The sequence below is a fragment of the Burkholderia sp. AU31624 genome (assembly GCF_020420065.1).
Taxonomy (GTDB): Bacteria; Pseudomonadota; Gammaproteobacteria; order Burkholderiales; family Burkholderiaceae; genus Burkholderia.
Genome location: NZ_JAIZRT010000001.1, coordinates 516,697 through 541,908 on the forward strand (window position 1 = coordinate 516,697; position 25,212 = coordinate 541,908).

A 25,212-nucleotide genomic window follows, 5' to 3' on the forward strand; every position below is an offset into this window, starting at 1 on the left:
CTCGGGAGCCCCGCCTGAGAGAGGTCGACGGGCATTATTCGAAGTGGACGTTCGGCAGCGACGAGATCAACCGACAACCGCATGCGCAGCGATGGCCGTCCAGCGCGAATGGCTTGTTGTCGCGATCGGGAAACTTGTTGGCGCCTTCGTCGATAAAGGTTGGGCCATGCAGATTGCAAGTCGCCTCATCGCCCTTGCGGGCAAGCGGCATACCCATGAATGTCGTCCATGGTGAGCCACCGGTGACTTCGCCGCCGTGTTCGAGTTTGTCGCCTTGACGGATGGGAGATTTCATATATTGACCATTGAGAGAATTGTAGATTATTTAAGATTGCCGCCCATCACCCAATCCACACCCAACCCCGATTTTCAGATAAACGATTTTCGAATTACAATCAAATAAAAAACACTCCTTGCCAATTTAAAACTCAGCTTACTTTATACGCACGCTTTGCACGATTTTCACGAGTCTGTCGATCAATTGGATCGTCTGCGCGTAGGACTCTTGAGTCGAATGCTGCGGAATTGAAAGCGGCGCCTCACTATGCGGACCATTTGAAAGCATCACGTAACCAAATGGCGCATGTCGAATTACATATAGTGCGACCCACCATTTTTCCGGCCCATCATAAAACATATCCGGATACCGCCGCACACCGAATACCGTGATTTCATCCGGACGCTGAATGGTTCCGTCCAGTGTATTGGACATCGACTGCTCGAGCCTACTTTTCGATTGATATGGCCGAAGCCTCCAACGCCGACGATCGTCAAGATCAAATCCGTAGTAGATAAAAACAGTCTTTTCCATACAAGCATTATAATCGGCACTACCTCTACAAAGATGGACCGGAAGAGTAAAATCATCGTTCCGACGTATCGTGAGCGCAATTCTGCTATTAAACCAGTTTCCCCATGAATCCGTCGCGCCTAAAAACGGGGTTCGGTTGCCAGCAGAAAGAAGCGCCACGCAACTTCCCACTCTGTCGACCGAGCTAAATGAATTATCATAAGACGACAACACATCATCATTCTCGTTATCAAAAATGAACGCACCACATTGATTATAGATAATTTCATTACCCGATCCAGCGAATGATTCGCCGGTTGCAGCAGCGCACATTCCGAGCAAGAATGCCTCGACAACAAAGGGCATCACACTTGGTAAACGGCGCCGCCCCCGCCGCGCATTACACTCAGATGAAGATTCTGCGAAATTCGCTTTCAGCGCCACGCTCACTCTCGCCCCCGCAAAAAATTTACCTCGAAACCGAATATAGATATCACAGCATCAGTGACGATTTCTACCAGCCTGCGCACGCAACTTTCATCATGGATTCCCTCCACTCCAATAATAAAAAACAATAAATTAACAACACTGACAATATATCAACCCAACCCATCAACAAAATAACACCCCAACCTATCCCCCACCACCGAGACACACGCCATTTTCACCTCAATCAAAATAGTCAAACAATCATTTTTCTATTTTTAACCTAGTAACGCATCCCTTAGGAACACCCCATTCCCAGTAGGTACTCACCAGGTAGCGCCCTCTTTTAATAATTTTAAGATTAACAAATTCATCTCCACATGCCGGAAACCTCTCCACAAACTCATTTGACGATGGAGAAAGTGTGAAAATTCTACCAATCTCATCCCCCCCCATTCCATCATCCACATGAGACACCAAAAAACCCAATCTCCCACTGAAATCATAACTGTCAATTTTTATATTTAATGGCTTCTCGGTATCGAAATTAACCCGTCCACGACTCACTCCGCGCTTCCCTGATAGCGTCCAAACCAAATCCGAATCCCGAATCCTCACTTCGGCCACAATCCCCGGAGATGGGGCGAAGGTTTTTGAAATATCAGCAGCACACGAATTAAACGAAACAATAATCGCTACCACTGCCACCAATACCCTGACACCCCTCATATATCACTCCGGTCGTATCAAGCTCACCAAAACTGACTTTTTAGGATGAGGCGGAGTAACTAATGCCACCCCATCAACTTCAACGTCAACCCCATCTCCCACGACGCACAATATAAATACTGAGTATGCTTGCCTTTCGTAATATCCATTTCCACCTCCGTTAACAAGTCGATTCACCAAGTCCACGCTAGAGGCCGAAAATTCTCCATCGACAATCCTATTTATATTCAATTTTCTACTAAAATATTTAGACACCCAATAAAAACCACCTGAGTCACATGCGTGGTCGACACTCTCCGCAACGATATCTGGATCGTAACGCGGCGACCAACGCATCAATTCTCCGCCATCACTCGGATTCGCCGTATAGTGCTGCGAGGTTTCTGTGATTCGGTGATGCGAGCCAGGTAGTCTCTCAATGTAAGAACCGGCGACATTATCGGGAATAACTCGATACTTTCCATACGCCTCAAAGTTGCCCGCCCATGTAAGCTGCATAATTCCGCGACCATAGAATGGGCCATAGTATTTCGTCGCCGGATTAGCCGCCAAATACTTACCAAATCCCCATTCATGCATAAGACGCTTTACACCGCCAAGATCGCGCCACTGGGCCGTCTCCAACAACACTTGTGCCAGAAACAAGGCAACCCTCTTCGAATCACTCCCTATATATTTTCTAAGGCAATTATTTATCGCTGTCATATGGCGCCGAACACGTTGACGGGCAATATTTAGCGTCACTCTATAAATATCGTTATCGATTTCAATCGCTCTACGAGGACTACCACTTTCCGTATAGAATGGAAAACGCGGAAATGTAGCAGCCAGTTCGTCTTTCGTTAGCCACCAACATCTCCTGAAATACCGGATAAACGTCAATGGATGGAAAAACCACAACTTCTGCCCCGCCGGAAGCCCCGTTTTGTCCCAAAACTGAACTTCCTTCAGATACTTCATGAAATCGTTGTAGCCCTTGTCATTACCGTGATAGAAACCGCCCTCGTCAAGCAGCCTCGCATAGCGCTCCTCGTTGTTTGTACTGTCCCATTCACTCGGCGCGTTGCAGACGAACCCGCGTAGCTGTTGCCGTACCTGGGTGTTGCCTTTTACATAGGCCCAGAGCACTCTCTCCTTGTGAATTTCCGGCGTCTCATCCGTCACCGCTGCTACCTCGTGTGGAGCGGCATCGTTCAGTATTTCCCTCAGCGCATCCACATCACACATTCCGTCACTGTCGAACGGCGTATTACCCTCAATGATTTTTTGCCAGCCCATCAACGACAGGAAATCCGCATCGGAGAACTTTTGGATGCCTGGATCATTGATATCGATGTAGCCCGCCTTGTCTGCGGCCCAATTGACCTGCATCCACGTGGCGCGCGCATCTGCCGCCAATGTTTGAGACGGAGACAGGATGCGACCGAAACGCAGCAGTTCGTAGCCGTCGCTCGGACATGACGAATAAAGCGCCGTCGCACGCTTGTACAAGTCGTACTCGTAGTCCTTTTCCTCGACGGGTTGCGGCGTGAGCAGTGTGCGGCTGCCGTCTTCCGCAACGCTCCACACCTTGGTGTATTTCGAGCCGAGGCTGAAGTAGGTTTCGACAAGCAACGGCAACGTATTCGAGCCCTCTTGACCCGGCTTGAATTCAATCCCGTGCAGCTTGTTTCGAGCATCGGCCTTCTCAGGCAAACGACGAAAGTTGCCGCCAGCCGGAATGACGAAATACGCGTGCCCCCACCAGTCCGTTCCATTCGGCGGCGTCGGCGCGCTCCTACCCAGTTGCGTGCTCCCGAAATAAGCGTCGAAATCCTCCGGCAACATGAAGATTTCGAAATGCAAATGCGGCATATCCTCATATTGGCCGCGCCACCCCAGTACATCTTTGCGACGGACCTTCTTGCGCTCCCCCGAGACCGCCGGCGTCACCTGCCCCTTGCTCACAGGGCCAGTCGGTATGCGCAGGAATTCCGGCAGCGCCTCTCTGTCCGCACTGTGCTCCACATATTCCACCAGCGGCAACAGATGCATATAAAGCGAATAGAAAGTCAGCGTACGACCTTCACCGGTCTCGGTCGTATGCTTGAGCAACACAAATCCCGTATGGCTCTTGCCGCTGTCAACGGCATGCTGGCAGACGCGATAGGCAACGACTTCCCCATCGGCAATCGCGTGCACCTTGCCCTTCGTATCAGGTTGGAGATGCACGCCACAATGCCAGCGCCGATCGTGGGCGATAGGATAGATGCCGTGATCACCTTCGAACTTGTCTACCGCGTCCATCATCGGATCGGGGTTCGCTCCGGTCGGGGCCGCGAAACCGGCTTTGGGAAGAAATGGTGGGCTGATAATCATGATCGTTACCGTGTGTGGCTGTATTTGTCGCTGGGCTGGTAGTCGCTCACCGGCAGTTGCGGCAAGCTGATGGACGTATTGCGTGGCCCTTCGAACGTGAACGAGGCAGCCCTGATACGAAACTCACCCGGACAGTTGAATACGACATTGCCTTTCTCGATGGTCATCGACGCGCCGCCGCTGGCCACCATCGCCCCAGTCTTGGCGCTCACGAGCACATTCGCGCTGGCGCTCGACACATGCAATTGCTCGTCGGCGAAGAGATCCATCGACGCGCGTTGCGCCTGCAGTTCGATTTTCCCTTTCGAAAAAATCTTGATACCGAGCTTGTGCGCACACAGCGAGATCAGGTCACCCGCCACCATGCGCAGCCGCCTGACGACGCTCACGTCCAGGTCCTGACCTGCGGTGACGATCACGTTCTCGCCCGCCGAGTGCTGCACCGATTTCGGTGTCACGAATGCCATGCCGCCCGGTGCACTCGCGAGCAACCCCGCGTCGCGGAGCTGATTCAGGCCGTCTAACAGCGCCGCTTGCGTCGCGCGGTCCGCAGGATCGGCCTTGACCTGCGTCGCCGCAGCCGCAAGGTCCGTTACACGCTGCAATGCAGCCTTGAGTTGCGCGACAGCGGCGGGCATATCGAGGTGCGGCTTCCCGGACCCGCCTGCTGCATCTGCCGAGACGAACAACCCCTTCGGCGCACGCATCGTGCCCCAGTCCTGCGTGGTCAGCTCGAAGCCCTCGCCGCGCTTGTTCTTCTCACTGTCGACGAGACAACCCATGTTGAGCGACGACTGCCCGAACACCGTCGCCAGGCGGATGCCCTCGTGGTCTTTCAAATCCTCGAAACGCAGCTTGTTGCCGAGCAGCGGGGAGCGGAACACAGCGCGGCTGTACCAGCCCTCCTTGCCATGCACGAGGTCTCGATGCGCATAGTCATGCAGGGCCCCAGCGATAAGCAGGCGATCGCAATTTCCGTGCGTCGCGACGACTCGTACCTCCGACCGCGGCAGCAGAGGGATGTGCAGGCCGCCCTGATACGACGCAGACGTACGCAGCAGGCGCAACGGCATGCTGTTCGTGCCGCGCTTGCCGCTGTGCCGGGTGAACAGGAGCCTGACGCGATAGCGGCCGTATTCATCCATCCACGCGTACGGCTCGTCGTCGCCGGATTCGACCACGCCGATCAGCATGCCGGTGACCCATCGCCAGTGCTTTTCAGGAATATATTCCGGCCGATAGGTCTGGTGCGCGGGGATCGCTTCGAAGGTGTTGATCACCGACTGGCTGCGGCTGCCGGTCGTGACGAGCTTCGTGATCACCATCCCGTGCGGCGCCTCCGGCACCACGTCATTGGCAATCCGCACCACCATGCCGGGCGTCATGCCAATGACGTTGCTCGTACCCGCTAGCCGCATCTGCCGCGTGAGCAGTTCGTCACGCCGCGCGTCGGCCAGCGCCTGCCCTTCTTCGACCGAGTGGAAATGCTCGATGCTGCGGTTCACGCTCCCATACACCGAGCGGTCGTCGTGGGCCACGACTGCCTCGACCTGTAGCGGATCGTCGGGTATGCGGTAGTTGTGATCCCATTCGCGCACCTTCTGCGGCACCAGCGCGCGCGTGGCTTCCAGCGTCAGAATCGCCTCGTGCCAGCTCACCAGACCGGAATGCGGCATCAATGGCACCTCGAGCGCCCGCATGTAGCCGCGCGGCGTATTGCTGAACACCAGCGTGTCACGTTGCGGGCCGTCCTCCTTCCTGGCCTGTTTGAAGTAGTAGTAGACGCCCGCGCGCCGGCAATGCCGGTCGATAAAGTTCGCGACCGTCTCCTCGTACATCACGGTTTGTTCCAACTTCCCGTCGAGCCCCTCGAGTTCGAACTCGACATCGAAGGATTGGAACAAACTGCGATCGACGATCACGTCGCCCAGCAGCTCGTGCAACGACCTGTCCAGAAATACGGCCGAATCGTGCACCTCTTCAAGCAGCGAGAGACGCGGCTTCAGGTGCAATCGATAGGTCGCCTCGTCGCGCGACGCGTTGACTCGAGTCCATTGCGTGACAACGCCGTGCACGGTACGCGCCGCATGCTGAACCGGAGCGATCATCCCCGCCATCGACGGAACGGACGCGCGTTCCTCGATCGTGAAAATCGCCGGCCGGCCGACGATCGCCGCACCGTCGATCCGTTTGTCCTTCGACGTCACGGTAATGTCCGCGAGGAATCGCGTATTCATCTCCTCGGTCAGGACGAAGGACACAACGGAGATCGGTGCATCCAGCGTCGCGATCTCCAGATGCAATGGTTGGGTAACGACCGAACCCGGGTGTTTCAGCACATCCTGAATGGTTAGCATGGCTGCTATTGAACGAGAGGTTGTACACCGGCACGTCCGTCCACTCATGCATTCGGGGACGCAGTGCCACTACGCTCTCGCCAGTGAAGCATAGGCTCATGGAAATGAACACACACTGCCCCAGACCTGATAAGCCGTTATCTTTTACGATATTCCAGAAGATCAGCGTCGCGTTTTATTAAATTGATTTTTATACTTTTCGACCTGGAACATCTCGACATCTTCCCGCTCATGGCTCCGACAGAGCCGAGTCCTCGGTGAAGCAATGGCCCCGCAAGCCTCACTGCCTCGGAGGTACGCGGCAGTCACCCTCCAGCGCCATTCCCCCTCAGAGAAAATCAATCTTTCAAAAAATTCGAGTTAGTGAGCACTCGACAGCCATTCAATAAATCATCCTCGCAATCCACATCCCCATACGACAACGAACGATTATCCCCGCGAATAATCGAATCGAACAATGTAGAAAATTGTCACGCGATAGTTGTGATTCGAACTTGCCGTTTTTGATATGGCTAATCGAGGCCGTCAGACCGGCAGTGCGGTCAGAGAGTGGCATGACAGGTGTTGCACTCATGCCAGAATGACGCCCGGATTCGTCGCCGATCTGGTCGGCTCGCTCTTCCGTCGGCAGGCCGGAATCGTCACGGTCAAGCCCGTCGGCAACCCTGCCGGCTATGCAGCAGGCTACGACGTGGGTGCGACATCGATAACGGACGGATGTCGCACCGCATGAATCAACTTCCAGACTTCACGACTCGACATCCTCGAGGCTGAACACCTCGGTCTTGTCGTTGTACGAGAACACTTCCCCGTAACGCCCCCAGTCGATCACCGCATCGAGCGTTTCCTCAGCCGCTTCGTCCGACAGGAAATCCTCCAGCTCCTGCTCGAAGCGCACGCGCGGCGCCCGATGGCCCGGGCGCTCGTTCAACACCTTCCGAATCCGCGCCGCGAGCGGCACGTGCTTCAGCAAATGATCCGCGAACATCAGCTTGCGCTCCTGCGTGCCGAATTCCGCGAACACGCGGGCAGGCGGCGTGAGGAACACGTCCCCTTCGCGCACGTCCGCGAAGCCGAGGTGCTGCAGCACTTCGGCGATCGGGAACAGTTCGTCGACTTCCAGATGCAGCGTGCGCGCGATTTCCGGCATGTCCGCGCGGCCGTGGTACGGCGCCATCGCGAGCGTTTCGATCAGGCCGGCCATCAGGTTGGTCGACACGCGCGGCATCCAGCTGCCGAGCTCCAGCCCCTTCTTCGTCGCCTCGCCGGTCTGGCGGGCCGTCATCTTCGCGTAGATGTCGTCGACGAGCTTGCGGAAATCGGTGTCGAGACGGTTGCGCGGATGCTTGAACGGCACCTTGATCTCGGCGATCACCCGGCCCGGGTTCGACGACAGCACGAGGATCCGGTCGCACATGAACACCGCTTCCTCGATGTTGTGCGTGACGATCAGCACCGACTTGATCGGCATGCGGCCTTGCGTCCACAGATCGAGCAGGTCGGTACGCAGCGTCTCGGCCGTCAGCACGTCGAGCGCGGAGAACGGCTCGTCCATCAGCAGGATGGTCGGATCGACGACGAGCGCGCGCGCAAAGCCCACGCGCTGGCGCATGCCGCCCGACAGCTCGCGCGGGTACGCGTTCTCGAAGCCGTCGAGACCGATCAGGTCGATCGCGGCCAGCGCACGCTCGCGCCGCTCGCGCGCGCCGACGCCGAGCGCCTCGAGGCCGGCTTCCACGTTCTGCAGCACGGTGAGCCACGGGAACAGCGCGAAGGTCTGGAACACCATCGCGACGCCTTCGGCCGGCCCGCGCAGCGGCTGGCCGAGATAGGTCACTTCGCCGCCGGTCGGCTCGATCAGCCCGGCGATGATGCGCAGCAGCGTCGACTTGCCCGAGCCGGAACGGCCGAGCAGCCCGACGATCTCGCCTTCGCGCAGCGACAGGTTCGCATCGTCGAGCACGAGCAATTCGCCCTGCGACTTGTTGAAGCCGCGGTTCACGTGCTCGACGCGCAGGATTTCGTCACCGAGGCGCGGCGGCTGCAGCGGCTGGGACGTCTTGGCGGGGGCGTTGATAACGGTCGAATTTTGCATCGCGCTTACTCTCAATCGAGACGGAGCCGGGATTCCGCATAGGCGTACATCGGACGCCACAACAGACGGTTGAACAGGGTAACGAACAGGGACATCACGGCGATGCCCAGGATGATCTTCGGGAAATCGCCGGCGGCGGTGGTCTGCGCGATATACGAACCCAGGCCGTGAGCCACGACCTTCGTGTCGCCCCACTGCACGAACTCGGACACGATGCTCGCGTTCCACGCGCCGCCCGATGCGGTGATGGCGCCCGTCACGTAGTACGGGAAGATGCCGGGCAGGATCGCTTGCCGCCACCACTGCCAGCCGCGGATGCGGAAGTTCTTCGTCGCTTCCTTGTAGTCGTTCGGATAGGACATCGCGCCGGCGATCACGTTGAACAGGATGTACCACTGCGTGCCGAGCACGATCAGCGGCGACAGCCAGATGTCCGCGTTCAGGTGGAAGTGGACGATCACGATCACGAACACCGGGAACAGCAGGTTCGCCGGGAACGCCGCGAGGAACTGCGCGAGCGGCTGGATCTTCTCCGCCAGCGCGGGGCGCAGGCCGATCAGCACGCCGAGCGGCACCCAGATCACCGACGCGATCGCGATCAGCACCAGCACGCGCAGCAGCGTGATGAGACCGAGCACGAGCACGTGTCCGACTTCAGCCATCGTCACGCCGGTCGCGACGAACGTGACGACGCGCCATACGACGTACGCCGTCAGCAGGATCACGAACGCGCCCCACACGATGTCGCCGATGCGCGACGCGCCGCGCGACGATGCGCCGCGTGCACGCGTGCTTTTCAGCGCCGGAAAGCGCAGCGGAATCCGCGCGGCCTGCGACAGCAGCCAGCCGGCCGGCACGAGCAGCTGATGGATCAGGTGCGTGCGGCGCATCATGTCGAGCAGCCAGGATTGCGGTGCGTCGCCGGAGGCCGTGTTTTCCATCCGGAACTTGTCGGCCCACGCGACCAGCGGGCGGAACAGGAACTGGTCATAGGCGAGGATCACGACCGACATCGCGACGATCACCCAGCCCACCGCGCCGAGATTCTTGTCGGAGATCGCCTGCGCGAGATAGGCGCCGATGCCCGGCAGCGTGATGGTCTGGTTGCCGACGGTGATCGCCTCCGATGCGACGACGAAGAACCAGCCGCCCGACATCGACATCATCATGTTCCAGATCAGCCCCGGCATCGAGAACGGCACCTCGAGCTTCCAGAAGCGTTGCCACGGCGTCAGGTGAAAACCGCGCGACACTTCGCTCAGGTCGCGCGGCACCGTGCGCAGCGACTGGTAGAAGCTGAACGTCATGTTCCACGCCTGGCTCGTGAAGATCGCGAAGATCGCGGCCAGCTCCGCACCGAGCACGCGGCCCGGAAACAGCGCGAGGAAGAACGTGACGGTAAACGAGATGTAGCCGAGCACCGGCACCGACTGCAGGATGTCGAGGATCGGGATCAGCACCATGCCCGCACGGCGGCTTTTCGCGGCGAGCGTGCCGTAGACGAGCGTGAACACGAGCGATGCAACCATCGCGGCAAGCATCCGCAGCGTGGTGCGCAACGCGTATTCGGGCAGGTTCGACGGATCGAGCGAGATCTTCTGCGTCTGCAGCACGCCGATCGGCGCCATCGTCTGGTGGAAGCCGACGATCGCCATCGCGAGTATGCCGATGATCAGCGGAAACGCGACCACGTCCCAGCGGTTGGGCAGCACGCGCCACGCGGACGCGTTGGCGGTGCGATTCGGATCGAAGAAACTGATATCCATCGGTAGCGTCTTGTGTTGAATTGAAAATCGATGGGTCCGGCCGCGTGTCGCGCGGCCGGGCGTCGCGCCCCGGCGCGAATCAGAACAGCCCGTGCAGCGCCCAGTACAGAGCGGCGGACAGCGCGATCGAGGCGGGCAGCGTCAGCACCCACGCGAGCACGAGGTTACGCACCGTATCCCAGCGCAGGCCCGCGCCGCTGGCCGTCATCGTGCCGGCCACGCCCGACGCGAGCACGTGCGTCGTCGATACCGGCAGCCCGTACGCGTCGGCCATCCCGATCGTCAGCATCGCGACGGCCTCGGCCGATGCGCCCTGCCCGTAGGTGAGATGCGACTTGCCGATCTTCTCGCCGACCGTCACGACGATCCGTTTCCACCCGACCATCGTGCCGAGGCCGAGCGCGATCGCGACCGCGACCTTCACCCACGTCGGGATGAATTTCGTCGCGCGGTCCATCTGCTTCTTGAACGCCTCGAGCGCGCTCGCGTCCTCGACCGAGAACGCCGGCGCCTTCGCCTTCTCCATCAACCGGATCGCCTCCGACGCGACGTACATGTTGTTGCGCACGTTGTCGACGAGGTTCTGCGGCACGCTCGAGATGCCGCCGGCCTGCGCGACCTGGTCGGCGATGGTGTCGGTGAGCTTGCCCAGTGCGGGAATCGTCGCCGGCGTCAGCTTGTGCGTGCGCACGTAGGCCTCGACATCGGCGCGCGGGTCGGCCGTCCGGGCGGCCGGGTCCGCATATTTGACGAGCGTCGTCGACGCGTGGCGCGCCACCGCGACGAACGTGCTCGTCTGATCGGGTGTCACGGCCTTGTTGAGCGCATACGCGGTCGGCATCACGCCGATCAGGATCAGCATGATCAGCCCCATGCCCTTCTGCCCGTCGTTCGAGCCATGCGCGAACGACACGCCCGTGCAGGTGAGGATCAGCAGCAGGCGGATCCAGAACGGCGGCGGCTTGTTGCCCTTCGGCTCCTGGTACAGCGCCGGCACGCGCACGAGCGCCTTCAGCAGCAGCAGCACGAGCGCGGACAGCACGAAGCCGATCAGCGGCGAGAACAGCAGCGCCTTGCCGACGCCGAGCGCCTGGTTCCAGTCGACGCCGCTCGTGCCCGACGGGCCGCTGACGATCTGGTTCATCAGGCCGACGCCGATGATCGAACCGACGAGCGTGTGCGAACTCGACGACGGCAACCCGAAATACCAGGTCGCGAGATTCCACGTGACGGCCGCGATCAGCAGCGAGAACACCATCGCGAAGCCCGAGCCGCTGCCCACCTGCAGGATCAGCTCGACCGGCAGCAACTGCAGGATCCCGAACGCGACGGCGCCGCTCGACACGAGCACGCCGAACAGGTTCCAGAGGCCGGACCACACGACGGCGAGGTGCGGGTCGAGCGAGTGCGTATAGATGACGGTCGCGACCGCGTTCGCGGTGTCGTGGAAGCCGTTGACGAATTCGAAGCCGAGCGCGATCAAGAGCGCGACGATCAGCAGCAGGAACGGGAGAACCGAGCTTTCCTTGACGGGACTGAGGTCGGCGCTGAGATGAATACCGACGTAGACGATGCCGCAGGCAATGATCAGAAAAAACAGCGCGAGGCTGATGGTGCGCGTGCGGGTGCTGACCGCACCGCTGGTTTCCGTTGCCGCGAGATTCGGCATGAAGGGGCTCCGGAGAGGTGACTCGGAGTGGCAGGCTATCGATCGGTCGTGACGCAAATGTGACGTGTCACTTACAGGACATTGACAAGCCATCTGTCAGGAATCGCGTCGCGCCGCGCAAGCCGCAAACACGGGCGTTCGACCTTGTAACTTGCGGGAATAAATTCGCCGCTGCGCCGGTATGGCACACGAAGGCGCCGGCTTATTCCAGGACGATCCGGCCGTCCGGTTTCGTCACACGAATGCGAGGCTCACATGTCTTCATCCCCCACCAACCCGTCGCGCCGCAAGGCGCTGCAGTGCATGGCCTTCGGCGGCCTCGGCACGCTGTTTACGCTGTCGGGCGGCGTCCTGACGCCGTTCGACCTCGCGCTCGCTCAGACCGGCGACGCGCTGCCGGCCAACGCGGGCCGCCCGCTGTTCGTGCAAATCAGCGACACGCACATCGGCTTCAACAAGGACGCGAACCCCGACGTGTCGGCCACGCTGAAACAGACGATCGACCTCGTCAACGGCATGCCGGCGATGCCCGCGCTGGCGATCCATACCGGCGACATCACGCACCTGTCCAAGCCCGAGGAGTTCGACCACGCGTCGCAACTGCTCGCCGCGCTGCGCGTGCCGGAACTGCATACGGTGCCCGGCGAGCACGACGTCACCGACGGTTCGGGCGCCGAGTATTTCGGCCGGTTCGGCAAGGCGTCGGACAACCGCGGCTATTACAGCTTCGACCACGCGGGCGTGCACTTCATCGGCCTCGTCAACGTGATGCACTTCAAGCCGAACGGGCTCGGCAGCTTCGGCGACGACCAGCTCGCGTGGCTCGCGCAGGATCTCAAGGGCCGCTCGTCGAGCACGCCGATCGTCGTGTTCTCGCACATGCCGATGTGGACCATCTACGAGCCGTGGGGCTGGGGCACCGGCGACGCGCCGCAGACGATGGAACTACTGCGCCGCTTCGGCTCGGTCACCGTATTGAACGGGCACATCCACCAGATCGTGTCGAAGGTCGAGGGCAACGTGACGTTCCACACCGCGCGCTCCACCGCGTTCCCGCAACCGACGGCCGGCAACGGCCCGGGCCCCGTGCCGCTCACCGTGCCGCGCGACCGGCTGCCGTCGATGCTCGGCGTGACGACCGTCGAATTCGCGGGCCATCCGGTCGCGTCGTCGCTGCGCGATGCGACGCTGGCCTGACGCACCGAACCCAAGGGAGACCGACATGACCCGTTTCAAGCCATCCCGCCTCATCGCGGCGCTGCTGCTGTGCGCCACCGCCCCGCTCACCGCGTTCGCCCAGGGCCCCGACGGCACGCTCGTGACGATCCGCAATTTCATGTTTTCGCCGATGTCGACGACGATCAAGGCCGGCACGACGATCACGTGGAAGAACCTCGACGGAGAGCCGCACACCGTCGTCAACGACGCGGGCATCTTTCATTCGAAGGCGCTCGACCAGGACGAGACGTACGCGTTCCGCTTCGACAAGCCGGGCGTCTACAAGGTGTTCTGCGGGATTCACCCGTACATGAAGGAGACCATCACGGTCGAATGACGCGGCGCGTCACGACACGCGCTTGAGGGTCGGAAGCGACTGACGTCGAATCGAACGCGGCCGCCCGTTGCACTGCGGGCGGCCCCGCGCCGCCGATCGCCTAAACTGAATCGATCCGTTCGGACCCGACCCACCCTCACACGCAGCGAGGCCAGCCATGACCGCGAGCCAGCCGGCACGCATGGATCTCCCCGGGCAAGTGGTGCTCGTGCTCCAGGGCGGCGGCGCACTGGGCGCATTCCAGCTCGGCGTCTTTCAGGCGATGGACGAAGCCGGTATCCGGCCCGACTGGGTGGTCGGGACGTCGATCGGCGCGATCAACGCGGCGCTGATCGCCGGGAACCCGCCCGCGCAGCGTTACGAGAAGCTGTCGGCATTCTGGCGCCGCGTGACCGAACGGACCCGTTTCGACACTGCGCCGCTGCTGCCCGGCTGGAACCGGACGCTGGCCGAGCTGATGATCATCGGCGGCGGCATCGCGGGATTCTTCCAGCCCAATCCGGCCTCGTGGCTCGGGCCGATGGTTCGCCTCGGCGTCGATCGCGCGTCGTATTACCGGATCGCGCCGCTGCGCGACACCCTGGCGTCGCTGGTCGATCCCGAGCTGCTGAACGCGGGCCACCCGCGCCTGACCGTCAGCGCGGTCAATGCATGCTCGGGCACGATGCGCTATTTCGATTCACGCGATACGCGACTGTCGCTCGAGCACATCATGAGTTCCGGCGCGCTGCCGCCCGCGTTCCCGGCGATCAGGATCGACGGCGAGCCCTACTGGGATGGTGGCGTGTATTCGAACACACCGGTCGAGGTCGTGCTCGACGACAATCCTCGCCGCAGCTCGATCATCTTCTCGGTCCAGATGTGGAACCCGGCCGGCCCCGAGCCCCAGAGCATCTGGCAAGTGTCGGAGCGGCAGAAGGACATCCAGTACGCGAGCCGCACCGACAGCCACATCGCGCGCCAGCAGCAGATCCACCGGCTGCGCCACGTGATCCGCGAACTGGCGCGGCACGTGCCGGAAGCCGAACGCGCGTCGCCGGCCGTGCGCCGGCTCGCCGCGTGGGGATGCGAAACCACGATGCATCTGATCAAGCTCGCGGCGCCGCGACTCGCCGACGACAATCAGTTCAAGGACATCGATTTCACGCCGGCCGGCATCGCGGCCCGCCGGCAGGCCGGCTACGACGCCGCACAACGGGCCATCGCGGCGCGTCCGTGGGAGACACCGACGGACCCGACGGAAGGCCTGACGGTATTCGACGCCAGCGGGCCGCCGATCACGGAAGATCCGGCATGACATGCGGCGCCGCTATCGCGCGCCGAGCGCTTCGGCTCGATCACGCGCGCCCGGCCGGCTGCGTTCACCTCGACCATCAGCACACCGTCACGCGCAGCGTGTCGAAATAATCGTCGAGGATCGCGATGTTCATGGCGAGCGCTCCTGGCAACGCCGTCATCCTGAACCGGGAGCCTGCATGTCTCTGACCGATCGATTTTCACCGTGCGCGGACCTCGCACGCCCACTCACTGCCCCGCCGCGCGCAGGTCCGGCGCCGTGCCGGCAACCACCGGACACGATTGCGGCAACGCCTGCCCGAACAGCACGGCCAGCCCGCAAGCGGACGTGAACATGCCGAGGCCGTCATGCCCGACGCCCGGCACTTCGACGACCTGTTGCGCGAGATCGTCAGGATGCCGTTTCTTCAGATAGTCGAAATACGCGAGCCCGCGTGCGAGCCGGTACGGGCCTTGCGCCATGGCCGCGCATGAGCGGTCGATGAAATGGGTGTACGGGTTCGTGTCGGCCTGGCCGAGCAGGTACACGACATGACGCGCGACATAGCGCGTTTCGAGATCGCGCACGTCCTGCGACGCCACATAAGGCGGCGCCGACTTCAGCCCGTATTTCCACTCGGTCGCGCTCGGGCAGGTTCCGCCTGCGATCGCCTGGCCATCCGGCCGTTCGTCGTCGAAATACAGGTAGCTCGACGGGTTCGCGACCACATAGCGCACCGCGATGCCGGCCCGCGCGAGCGCATCGCCTTCGTGCCCGGCCACCGCGTAACGCTGCAGCAACTGCGCGCCGGCGGAGTGGCCGATCACGACGACCGTCGACAACGCGGGATACAGGCTGCGGTCGGCGAAATGCGCGAGCAATGCGTCGAGCGCAGTGAACGAACTGATCGGGGCGGGCTGGCGGGCCGGTTCGCCGCCCTTCCATCCTTCCTGGGTCCAGGCGAGCGTCGGCGCGGGTAGCGAAAACGCTCGCGTATCGGCGCGTGTCAGGAATTGCGGCGCGACGACCATCGTGCCCCGGCCCGCCGCACCGGCCTTCTCGACGACCTGGAGCCCCGATGCGTAATAAGCGTCGGCGTTGCGCAGCGTGCCGTGAATCACGATGAACACACGCGTCACGTCGGGTGCCGCTTGGTCGACGGGATGGTCGGCATAGACGGGCAACATCGCGCTGCCCTGCGGCGTGTCGACGGTCAAGCGCTGGTCGGCGACTGCCTTCACCGGTGCTTCGAGGCGTTCGCGCTGGGTGGGTGTGGCGGCTTCGGCCGGACGCGCGCCGCCCAGGACGCCGATGGCTGCCGCGACCGAAATCGCGAACGCCAGGGTTCGGGTGGCCGGCAACACGCATGAGCGCCGGCTGCTTACAGAGGCGACGGGAATGAGTGACATGGCAACGGATCGAGTGGCGGATATGACTTTAACGGCGATGGTCGCAGAATCCGTCGCGCGCTGCCGGACGGTTACGGCAAGCGCGTCAGCCGGCCGGTTCTGCGCGGCGTTCGCGCCGCCCGCCCATCCTCGGCATCACCGCGCGTCGAACGTCGGGACACCTGGCCAACGACCGAATACCAACGTTACGCAACAGTGCGCTCTTTCAATTACAAATTCTGCATATTTAAAATGAAAATCATAATAAATTATTTACCCCGGATCAAATTTTAAAAATCCATCACATACAATTCAACCGCCGATCCAGATGATTTATGTGACGCCGAATCGGCATCCCGTTTCAATTATCGATATTGTTTCAACAATAGATAAGGAGAAGCGATCATGGCTCAAGTTACGCTTTGGGGCAGTGTGCAGGGCAACGGCACAGTCGTGGATGGCTCGGGCGGATTCACGGTGAAACGTGAAAGCACGGGGACGTATCAGCTCTCGTTCAGCACCGCATTCATCAAGACGCCGGCGGCTACCGCATCGCAATGGGGATACGGCGGCGGGCAGAACACGCTGGACAACGTGATCTTCCCGGCACTTTCCGGCAGCGGCGCCACGATTCAGACCGGCGACTCGAATGGCAAATATACCGACCGGAATTTCAGTTTCGTCATTATCGGCACGATCAGCTGATATCCGATCGAATCTGCATTTACGCTGAAATCCGGGATTTCCTGAAAATACCATTTCGCCAATCCCGAGCGAAATGCAGGCGCCATGGGTTCGTCAGTTTGACGAACCCGGGATGCCGGGATGAATCCCGGCATCCGTCACCGGACCCGCCATCCGCCGGTGGGTCGCTCGCGCTGACCTGGAAGCGGATCGTCAGGATCGTCGACATCCCGACGATCGACGGGCCGGGCCGCGTCAGCCCGACGCTTCGGACGGATCGCGCTGCATCCGTTGCACGATCGCGTCCAGTTCGCCGAGATGCGTGACGACCGCCTGCTTGCCCGCGCGTGCCCATCCATCGAACGACGTCATCCCGCTCACCGCGCCGACGAACGCCACGCCGGCACGCTCGGCCGCCTGCGCATCCACCGCGTGGTCGCCCACGTAGATCGCCGAACGGGCCGGCACGCCCAGCCGCGCCAGCGCCAGCACGAGCCCTTCGGGATCGGGCTTGTGACACTGCACGTCCTCCCCGCCGATCAGCACGTCGACGCGCGACTGCAGTTCGTTCAGCGCAAGAATCGCCTCGATCCGGTAGCGGAACTTCGACGACACGATCGCGACCGCGAGACCCTGCTCGTGCAGACGCGCTAGCAGCGACGGCACCTCGGGATAGATGCGCGTGCCGTGCACCATGATCTCGTCGGCGCGTGCCACGAAGCGGCGCGCAAACGCGTCGGCCCGCGCCGGCTCGGTTTCGCCCGTCAGCGAGCGGAACATCTCGTGCAGCGGCAGCCCGATCACGGCACCGATCTGCGCCGGCGTCGCGCCGGCGGCATCCAGTTGATGCAGCGCGTATTCCGTGCATTCGATGATTGCGGCGGACGAATCCGCCAGCGTCAGATCGAAATCGAAGATGACGGCCCGAATCGGCATGAAAGGACTCTCTGAAAGAAATCGGCTTGCGCGCGATGCGCGAGCCGGCATGACGTTGCGATACATGCCCGCGTGTCGATCGATCAGCGTTCCTGACCGGATTGCTCGCGATCGGCCGCGTCGAACCCGTCCGGGTCGCGCTTCGCCCATTGTTTTGCCCACCCCAGCAACGGTTGCAGCGACGCCTCGAGCCGCCGGCCTTCGGCCGTCATGCAATAGCCGCCCTCGCCGTGCTCGACGAGACCCGACGCCTTGAGCTCGGCCAGCCGCGTATTGAGCAGGCGCGCATTCGTTTCGCAGGCTTCCTGCAATGCCCGGAATGTGAGCGGCTCGCCGCGCAGTTCCCACAGGATGCGCAGCGTGGTGCGCCGCCCGAGCAGATCCAGCACGACCATGATGGGTCGTCCCGTCTTCGATCCGCGAACGCGCTGTCCGATTTTTGGTGTGGTCATGCTGTACTTTTTAAAGCAATAGCCAGGCAGAGTCAATTGCTTGGATCACGCCTCGTCTTTGCTTTACTTTTTAAAGCATGGCGCCTACGCTTCCACGCATGCATCGTCTCGGGCACGGGGCTCACATGACTCAGCGTATTGCATCCGCATCACCGCCGTTCGAACCCGACATCGCAGCGTCGATCGACCGGATCATGCAGGGCCGTCCACCGTTGCGGCTCTTCACCACGCTCGCGCGCGATCCGCGCCTGTTCACCAAATTCTTTGCCGCCGGCCTGCTGGACAAGGGCCATCTCGACATCCGGCAACGCGAGATCGTCATCGACCGCACTACCGCGCTTTGCGGGTGCGAATACGAATGGGGCGTGCATGTCGCCGTATTCGCCCGGACGGCGAAGCTGACCAGCGAACAGATCCGGTCGTTGGCGCTCGGCTCGGCAGACGATACATGCTGGAACGATGACGACCGGGTGCTGATCCGGATGTGCGATGCGCTGCATCGGCACTGCGATATCGACGATGACCTGTGGCACGCGCTGTGCCGGCATTTCAGTGACGAGGCACGGCTCGAGCTGCTGATGCTCGCGGGCTTCTATCGGACGGTCAGTTATCTCGCGAATGCACTGCGCCTGCCGCCTGAAGCGCATGCGGCACGGCTTCCGTCTCGTACGCCGGCATGTGCGGCTCATTCCCCTGATTTGCCGACGGAGGATCGACCGTGATTTCCGGCATGACGACGAATATGAGGCGATGGACAAGCAGGTGGATGGTTTTACGCCCGTGATACGCATGCTGGATGCGGTCGCGCATGTCGATGCGACGCAGGGGCGGTACACGTTTGTCCGACTGCCCGACTGAGGGTCAAATCGCGCCGTTGCGGTGCGACCCGACTCGCCGCCTCGAGAGTCACCACGATCCATCCCCGTTATTGGGTTTCACTATCAACCCCATTGTCAGCAATGCTTTCAAACATATCGTCAAGTTCCGATATAAGATTCGCCCATCGACGATACCTGTTTGCCTGACTGAAACGCCCGCCCGATCCATGCCGACCGAACTCGACATCGAAGCCATCCTGAAAGCGCTCTCGAACCCCGTGCGCCGGGAAATCCTCCTCTGGCTGAAAACGCCGGGCGAGCATTTCCCGAACCAGACGCTGCCGTACGAACACGGCGTCTGCGCGGGCCAGATCGACGCGCGCTGCGGGCTGTCGCAGTCGACCGTCTCCGCGCACCTCGCGACGCTCCAGCGCGCGGGGCTCGTGACGTCGACACGGATCGGCCAGTGGGCGTTCTTTCAACGCAACGAGGCCGTCATCGACGCATTTCACGACGCCCTGCGCCGCGAACTCTAGTCAACACGGCCGAACCGGCCATGCGGAGCGCCGTCGCCCATGACGCGACGGTTTCCCGCCTTTCGTGAAGAGGTTATTTGCCATGCCCACCCTGTTCGATCCCGTCACCCTCGGCGACCTGACCCTGCCGAACCGCATCGTGATGGCGCCGCTCACCCGCTCCCGTGCCGGCGCGACGCGCGTGCCGAACGCACTGATGGCCCGCTACTACGCCGAGCGCGCAACGGCCGGCCTGATCATTACCGAGGCAACGTCGGTCACGCCGCAGGGTGTCGGCTACGCGGATACCCCCGGCATCTGGTCCGATGAGCAGGTCGAGGGCTGGAAACAGGTGACGCAGGCCGTGCATGCGGCCGGTGGGCGCATCGTGCTGCAACTGTGGCACGTCGGCCGGATCTCCGACCCGGTGTTCCTGAACGGCGACCTGCCGGTCGCGCCGAGCGCGATCGCCGCGGGCGGCCACGTGAGCCTCGTGCGTCCGCAGCGCCCGTACGTCACGCCGCGCGCACTCGAACTCGATGAAATCCCGGGCATCGTCGCCGCGTACCGCAAGGGTGCGGAAAACGCGAAAGCGGCCGGCTTCGACGGCGTCGAGATCCACGGCGCGAACGGCTACCTGCTCGACCAGTTCCTGCAGGACAGCACCAACCACCGCACCGATGCATATGGCGGCCCGATCGAGAACCGCGCACGCCTGCTGCTCGAAGTGGTCGATGCGGCAATCGACGTGTGGGGCGCCGGCCGCGTCGGCGTGCACCTTGCCCCGCGCGGCGACGCGCACACGATGGGCGATTCCGATCCGGCGGCAACGTTCGGCTATGTCGCGCGCGAACTCGGCCGTCGCAAGATCGCGTTCATCTTCACGCGTGAGTCGTATTCGGGCGACCACCTGAGCCCGCGCCTGAAGGAAGCGTTCGGCGGCCCGCTGATCGCGAACGAGCAGTTCACGCTCGACACCGCGCAGGCCGCGCTCGCAAGCGGCAGCGCCGACGCGATCGCATGGGGCAAGCTGTTCATCGCGAACCCCGACCTGCCGCGCCGCCTCGAACTCGGCGCACCGCTCAACAAGCCGGTGCCGGAGACGTTCTACGCGGAAGGCGAAACGGGTTATACCGATTACCCGGCGCTGAGCAACGCGGCCTGACGGCCCGCAGCGCGTGTTCAGCGGCGCACGTCCGCCCGCATGAACACGCGCTGCGTCTCGTCGAGGCCAAGCGCGACGTGGTGCGCGCGAATCGCGCGCAGCGTGTCGTCGAGCGCGGCGGCGTCGACGATGCTGAAACCCAGGCGCGCGTAGTACGGCGCATTCCACGGCGCGTCGCGAAACGTCGACAGCACGATCTCCGCGATCCCTTCCTGCGCTGCGCGTGCCATCACCTGTTCGATCAGGCGCGCGCCGATCCGCTGTCCGGCATGCGACGGCGCGACATCCAGCTCTTCCAGATAAAGCCGCTGCGCATCGAGCAGCCGGTAGAACGCAAACCCGACGCACATACCCTGCGGATCGACCGCGACATACGCGCGACCGTCGTCGATGCGCTCGAGTACGGCCGTCGCATCGGTCGGCTCGCCTTCGGCGATCTGGGTCATGCCGATTGCGCGGAACCGCTGCGCGGCGGCGACTTCGACGGCGGCCATCGCGGCCGCGTCTTCCCGCGTGGCGGGACGGATCAGGATCGATGCAGTCATCACGGCAATTCAGGCAGACAGTCTGGAACGGCCGTCACTATAATCGAAACCTCATACGTTTCGAACGCCCCACCCACGAGGTTCGTCATGACGCCGTCCGCGCTCGCCGTCTTCGCTGTCACCCTGCTCGTCACCGCCGGCGCGCCCGGGCCGAGCGTCGCCGCGCTGGTCGCGCGCGTGCTGACGAACGGCGTGCGTGACGTGCTGCCGTTCCTTGCGGCCATGTGGCTTGGCGAAGCGCTGTGGCTCACGCTCGCGGTCGCGGGGCTGTCCGCGTTCGCGCGTACGTTCGCGGCCGGGCTGATCGTGCTGAAGCTGCTCGGCGTCGCGTACCTGCTGTTCCTCGCATGGAAGATGTGGACCGCGCCGACCGAGACCGGGGCCGACGACCTGCCGCGCGGCCAGTCGCCGTGGCGCATGTTCGTCGCGGGCATGCTCGTTACGCTCGGCAATCCGAAGATCATGGTGTTCTATCTCGCGCTGCTGCCGACGATCGTCGATCTCTCGCACGTGGGTGTGACCGCATGGGCCGAACTCGTCGGCACGATGCTCGCGGTCCTGATCCTCGCCGACTGCTTCTGGTCGCTGCTTGCGTCACGCGCACGGGCGTTCCTGACGTCGGCACGCGCGAAGCGGTTCGCCAACCGCACGAGCGCGACCGCGATGGCCGGTGCGGCGGTGGCGATCGCGACGCGCTGAGCGCCATTGTCCGGCGCCCGTCGCGCCGCGGCCCCTCCACTGCCCGGGGAATCGACATGAAGACCTGGCTCTCTGCTGCCCTGCTCTGCCTGTCCGCCACGCTCGCGCACGCGGCCGGCGTCAAGTTCGTCACCATCCCGGCCGACACGGCCGGCCCCGAGCTGCGCGCCGTCATCTGGACACCCTGCGCAACCCCCGCGCAGCCGCTCACGATCGGCCCGTTCGTGCTGAAAGGGCAACGCAACTGCCCGACCGTCGGCGACAAGCTGCCGCTCGTCGTGATTTCGCACGGCCATGCCGGTACCTACTTCGGGCATCACGACCTCGCCGAAACGCTCGCCGACGCAGGCTACGTCGTCGCGGCAATCAACCATCCCGGCGACACGCATACCGACATGAGCCGCGCGGCCGACCTGCGGGAGCTGGTCGAGCGGCCGGACGACATCAAGCGCCTGGTCGACTACATGCTAACCGCCGAGCCCGACGCCACGCATATCGATCCCGCGCGGATCGGCTTCTTCGGCTTTTCGCGCGGCGGCTATACGGGCCTCGTGCTGGCCGGCGCCAATCCGGATTTCGTCCACGCGCACGTGGCCTGCCCGAACCCGACCTGGCTGATCTGCAAGCAGATCCGCGACCGTGACCTGCCGCGCCAGCCGCTGACGCACGATCCGAGGATCAAGGCCTACGTGATCGCCGACCCGATGAACGAATTCCCGAGCGCCGATACGCTGAAGGACGTGCACGCGCCGATCCAGCTGTGGGGGTCCGAAGCGGGCGGCGACGGCGTGGAGCCGGAAACGATCCCCGCGCTGGCCGGCATGCTGCCGCAACGGCCGGAATTCCACGTCGTGCCGAACTCCGCGCATTTCGCGTTTCTCGCGCCGTGCTCCGACCAACTGGCGCAGGTCTCGCCTGACGTCTGTACCGATGCGAAGGGATTCGATCGCGCGGCCTTCCACGAAACGCTCGATGCAAAGGCGCTCGCGTTCTTCAGCGCCAATCTGCGCTAACAGCGAAACGTCTTGCGCCAGACGCCCGGCGCCGGCACATGGTCGTTGCACGCGATCAGCGCGCGCACCAGCGCCCAGTCGTCGTCATCGCAGAAGTCGAGCAGCATCGCGCCATACGGGCCGGGCTGCTCATGCAGTCGTTCAGTCAGCCGCGCATGAATGCCCCGCACGTTGCCGGCGCCGTGTGCGACCACCGACGGATTCGCGCCCATTCCCGTCCCGCTGCAGAAGTTGATCGCCCAGCGGCCGCTGTCCGGCGACGGCAGGTCCGTCAGCAGTGCATCGATCGCACGCCACTTCCAGCCGATCGACGCGGCGACCGGCACGCGGTATTCGTCCTGGATCACGAATGCGCCGTCGGGATGATCGATCGTGAACGTCGCGTTGTCGGGCCATGCGGTCAAGTCGATGCCGAGCGGCCGGCTGCTGCGAAAGCGCCGCAGCAGCACGATTGCGCCGCGAACGTCGCCGAGCGCGGGCAGCGTGCCGCCGGCATGCCAGCGCAGCCGCGGATGCCGCGCACGATGTGCGTCGAACGTCGCATCGAAACCGCGTGTGCACGCGTGCACCGGCCATTCGTCCTTCACCGACATCACGAGGCATTCGCGCGGATGCGCGTCGAGAAAGCGCGCACAAGTTGCCAACACGTCGTCGAACGTCATGCCGAGCGCGATGCCGCCGTGATGGATGTCGAACGCATCGCGCACGTGCCGGCAGCGGATGTCGAGCAGCCGCACGCCATGCGCGAGCTGGGCATCGAGCGGCGCATGCTGGGTACGCACGAGCCGATCGTCGACGGTATACGCACAGGTGTCATGGCTGCCCGGTAGGGTCAGCGTATGCAGCAGTCGTGCATCGTCGAGCGCCGACATCCAGTCGGCGGGCGGCAGGCACGTATCGTGGCTCGAAGGGATCATGAATCGATGAATGACAAGGAAAGAAAGCCGTGGGTCACGGCATCGGATGTCGCGGCGCGCGCCGGCGTGTCGCGCTCCGCGGTGTCGCGTGCATTCTCGCCGACGGCGAGCATCGCGCCGCAGACACGTGAGCGCGTGATGATCGCCGCGCGCGCGCTCGGCTACCAGGTCAACCTGATCGCGCGCGACATGATCACGCAGCGCAGCAGCATGATCGGCGTCGTGACGGCCGGGTTCGAGAATCCGTTTCGCGCACGGCTGCTGTCGGACCTGATGGCCGCGCTCGGGCAGCGCGCGCTCACGCCGCTCGTGACCAATGCCGAAGATCCGCGCCAGGTCCGGCAATCGCTCGAACAGTTGCTCAGCTACCGGATCGCGGGGCTGGTGATGACGTCCGCGTCGCCGCCGCTGTCGGTCGCGCAGCAGTATCTCGAACACCGGATCCCGGTCGTGATGATCAACCGCGAGGCGAACCTGCCGGGAGCGGACATCGTCGTCAGCGACAACGCGGCAGGCGCCGTCCACGCAGCGCAGCGGCTCGTGCGGGCCGGCGCGCGCCGGCTCGCGTTCGTCGGGCCGCGCGGCGCGAGCTACAGCGCGCAGTCGCGCGCCACTTCGTTCGAGCAGGCGATCGGGCGCGGCGAGGCATTCGACGCGACACTCGCGCACGTGCTCGACACGCCGTCCGACACGCATGCAAGCGGCGTCGACGCCGCGCGGCAACTGTTCGCGAACGGCAAGCGGCCCGACGGCGTGTTCTGCTCGTCCGACCTGCTCGCGCTCGGCGTGATCGACGTCGCGCGCAGCGAATTCGGGTTGCGCGTGCCGGACGACGTACGCGTGATCGGCTTCGACGACATCCCGGCCGCCGATTACGATGCGTACCGCCTCACGACGCTGCGGCAGGACACGCGCGGCCTCGCGCAGGCGGCGGTCGACCTGCTCGCCGACCGGATGCAGGCGTTCGACGGCCCGTCGCGCACGCGCATCGTGCCGGTCACGCAGGTGGTGCGGGCCAGCTGCGCATAACCACGGAGAATCGGGCGCGGCAGCGCCGCG

Annotated in this window: 23 protein-coding genes; 10 read left to right on the forward strand and 13 right to left on the reverse strand. The window is 62.9% G+C overall.

The window, feature by feature from the left end; all coding sequences use genetic code 11:
- Window positions 1-34: 34 nt before the first annotated feature.
- The 8 genes from LGM89_RS02405 to LGM89_RS02440 form a co-directional block, all read right to left on the reverse strand.
- Window positions 35-295 (reverse strand): PAAR domain-containing protein, encoded by a 261-nt coding sequence (locus LGM89_RS02405; RefSeq protein WP_124585377.1) that lies wholly within the window; start codon window positions 293-295, stop codon window positions 35-37.
- Window positions 296-433: 138 nt separating this feature from the next.
- Entirely contained in the window at window positions 434-1,234 is an 801-nt protein-coding gene (locus LGM89_RS02410; RefSeq protein WP_226272176.1) for a hypothetical protein, read from the reverse strand.
- A 246-nt stretch (window positions 1,235-1,480) separates the two neighbouring features.
- Complete coding sequence (locus LGM89_RS02415) at window positions 1,481-1,945, reverse strand: hypothetical protein (RefSeq protein ID WP_226272177.1); 465 nt, start codon at window positions 1,943-1,945, stop codon at window positions 1,481-1,483.
- Window positions 1,946-1,948: 3 nt separating this feature from the next.
- The gene (locus LGM89_RS02420; RefSeq protein ID WP_226272178.1) at window positions 1,949-4,303 is read right to left on the reverse strand and encodes a M23 family metallopeptidase; all 2,355 of its coding nucleotides are present in this window, start codon (window positions 4,301-4,303) and stop codon (window positions 1,949-1,951) included.
- A 5-nt stretch (window positions 4,304-4,308) separates the two neighbouring features.
- Window positions 4,309-6,660, reverse strand: coding sequence for a type VI secretion system Vgr family protein (locus tag LGM89_RS02425; RefSeq protein WP_226272179.1), 2,352 nt, complete (start codon window positions 6,658-6,660; stop codon window positions 4,309-4,311).
- Window positions 6,661-7,408: 748 nt separating this feature from the next.
- Window positions 7,409-8,755, reverse strand: a complete 1,347-nt coding sequence (locus tag LGM89_RS02430; protein ID WP_089442051.1) for an AAA-associated domain-containing protein — start codon at window positions 8,753-8,755, stop codon at window positions 7,409-7,411.
- Between the two features lie 11 nt (window positions 8,756-8,766).
- Entirely contained in the window at window positions 8,767-10,521 is a 1,755-nt protein-coding gene (locus tag LGM89_RS02435) for an ABC transporter permease (protein WP_226272180.1), read from the reverse strand.
- A gap of 79 nt (window positions 10,522-10,600) precedes the next feature.
- The gene (locus LGM89_RS02440; RefSeq protein ID WP_226272181.1) at window positions 10,601-12,190 is read right to left on the reverse strand and encodes an inorganic phosphate transporter; all 1,590 of its coding nucleotides are present in this window, start codon (window positions 12,188-12,190) and stop codon (window positions 10,601-10,603) included.
- 255 nt (window positions 12,191-12,445) lie between these two features.
- Here LGM89_RS02440 and LGM89_RS02445 point away from each other — a divergent pair, with 255 nt between their 5' ends.
- The 3 genes from LGM89_RS02445 to LGM89_RS02455 all read left to right on the forward strand — a co-directional run bounded on the left by LGM89_RS02445 (window position 12,446) and on the right by LGM89_RS02455 (window position 15,042).
- Entirely contained in the window at window positions 12,446-13,387 is a 942-nt protein-coding gene (locus LGM89_RS02445) for a metallophosphoesterase family protein (RefSeq protein ID WP_226272182.1), read from the forward strand.
- A gap of 25 nt (window positions 13,388-13,412) precedes the next feature.
- A complete protein-coding gene (locus tag LGM89_RS02450; RefSeq protein WP_226272183.1) occupies window positions 13,413-13,745 on the forward strand; it encodes a cupredoxin family copper-binding protein in 333 nt (110 codons plus the stop codon).
- A 157-nt stretch (window positions 13,746-13,902) separates the two neighbouring features.
- Window positions 13,903-15,042 carry a patatin-like phospholipase family protein gene (locus LGM89_RS02455; RefSeq protein WP_226272184.1) on the forward strand — a complete coding sequence of 380 codons (1,140 nt, stop codon included), beginning with the start codon at window positions 13,903-13,905 and terminating at the stop codon, window positions 15,040-15,042.
- A 227-nt stretch (window positions 15,043-15,269) separates the two neighbouring features.
- On the opposite strand, the gene LGM89_RS02460 is transcribed toward LGM89_RS02455, so the two are convergent.
- On the reverse strand, window positions 15,270-16,430 hold the full coding sequence (locus LGM89_RS02460; protein WP_089496592.1) for an alpha/beta fold hydrolase: 1,161 nt from the start codon (window positions 16,428-16,430) through the stop codon (window positions 15,270-15,272).
- A 384-nt stretch (window positions 16,431-16,814) separates the two neighbouring features.
- Here LGM89_RS02460 and LGM89_RS02465 point away from each other — a divergent pair, with 384 nt between their 5' ends.
- Window positions 16,815-17,114 (forward strand): hypothetical protein, encoded by a 300-nt coding sequence (locus tag LGM89_RS02465; RefSeq protein ID WP_226202705.1) that lies wholly within the window; start codon window positions 16,815-16,817, stop codon window positions 17,112-17,114.
- Window positions 17,115-17,348: 234 nt separating this feature from the next.
- On the opposite strand, the gene LGM89_RS02470 is transcribed toward LGM89_RS02465, so the two are convergent.
- On the reverse strand, window positions 17,349-18,029 hold the full coding sequence (locus tag LGM89_RS02470; RefSeq protein WP_226272185.1) for an HAD family hydrolase: 681 nt from the start codon (window positions 18,027-18,029) through the stop codon (window positions 17,349-17,351).
- 83 nt (window positions 18,030-18,112) lie between these two features.
- Window positions 18,113-18,517: a winged helix-turn-helix transcriptional regulator gene (locus tag LGM89_RS02475; protein WP_226272186.1), complete on the reverse strand. Its 405-nt coding sequence runs from the start codon at window positions 18,515-18,517 to the stop codon at window positions 18,113-18,115.
- 89 nt (window positions 18,518-18,606) lie between these two features.
- Between LGM89_RS02475 and LGM89_RS02480 the strand changes: the two genes are divergently transcribed.
- The 3 genes from LGM89_RS02480 to LGM89_RS02490 all read left to right on the forward strand — a co-directional run bounded on the left by LGM89_RS02480 (window position 18,607) and on the right by LGM89_RS02490 (window position 20,979).
- Window positions 18,607-19,203, forward strand: a complete 597-nt coding sequence (locus LGM89_RS02480) for a carboxymuconolactone decarboxylase family protein (RefSeq protein ID WP_226272187.1) — start codon at window positions 18,607-18,609, stop codon at window positions 19,201-19,203.
- A gap of 323 nt (window positions 19,204-19,526) precedes the next feature.
- Complete coding sequence (locus LGM89_RS02485) at window positions 19,527-19,835, forward strand: ArsR/SmtB family transcription factor (protein ID WP_089427115.1); 309 nt, start codon at window positions 19,527-19,529, stop codon at window positions 19,833-19,835.
- Between the two features lie 82 nt (window positions 19,836-19,917).
- On the forward strand, window positions 19,918-20,979 hold the full coding sequence (locus LGM89_RS02490; RefSeq protein ID WP_226202698.1) for an alkene reductase: 1,062 nt from the start codon (window positions 19,918-19,920) through the stop codon (window positions 20,977-20,979).
- Between the two features lie 17 nt (window positions 20,980-20,996).
- Here LGM89_RS02490 and LGM89_RS02495 read toward each other — a convergent pair whose 3' ends face one another.
- A complete protein-coding gene (locus LGM89_RS02495) occupies window positions 20,997-21,524 on the reverse strand; it encodes a GNAT family N-acetyltransferase (protein ID WP_226202696.1) in 528 nt (175 codons plus the stop codon).
- 87 nt (window positions 21,525-21,611) lie between these two features.
- Here LGM89_RS02495 and LGM89_RS02500 point away from each other — a divergent pair, with 87 nt between their 5' ends.
- Together LGM89_RS02500 and LGM89_RS02505 are read left to right on the forward strand one after the other, a co-directional pair.
- Window positions 21,612-22,223 carry a LysE family translocator gene (locus LGM89_RS02500; RefSeq protein WP_226272188.1) on the forward strand — a complete coding sequence of 204 codons (612 nt, stop codon included), beginning with the start codon at window positions 21,612-21,614 and terminating at the stop codon, window positions 22,221-22,223.
- A 56-nt stretch (window positions 22,224-22,279) separates the two neighbouring features.
- Window positions 22,280-23,236: an alpha/beta hydrolase family protein gene (locus LGM89_RS02505; protein ID WP_226272189.1), complete on the forward strand. Its 957-nt coding sequence runs from the start codon at window positions 22,280-22,282 to the stop codon at window positions 23,234-23,236.
- Here LGM89_RS02505 and LGM89_RS02510 read toward each other — a convergent pair.
- The gene (locus LGM89_RS02510; RefSeq protein WP_226272190.1) at window positions 23,233-24,153 is read right to left on the reverse strand and encodes a phosphatidylinositol-specific phospholipase C; all 921 of its coding nucleotides are present in this window, start codon (window positions 24,151-24,153) and stop codon (window positions 23,233-23,235) included. The genes LGM89_RS02505 and LGM89_RS02510 overlap by 4 nt on opposite strands.
- A 6-nt stretch (window positions 24,154-24,159) precedes the next feature.
- Here LGM89_RS02510 and LGM89_RS02515 point away from each other — a divergent pair, with 6 nt between their 5' ends.
- Window positions 24,160-25,182, forward strand: coding sequence for a LacI family DNA-binding transcriptional regulator (locus LGM89_RS02515; protein ID WP_226272191.1), 1,023 nt, complete (start codon window positions 24,160-24,162; stop codon window positions 25,180-25,182).
- The last annotated feature ends 30 nt before the right edge of the window (window positions 25,183-25,212 follow it).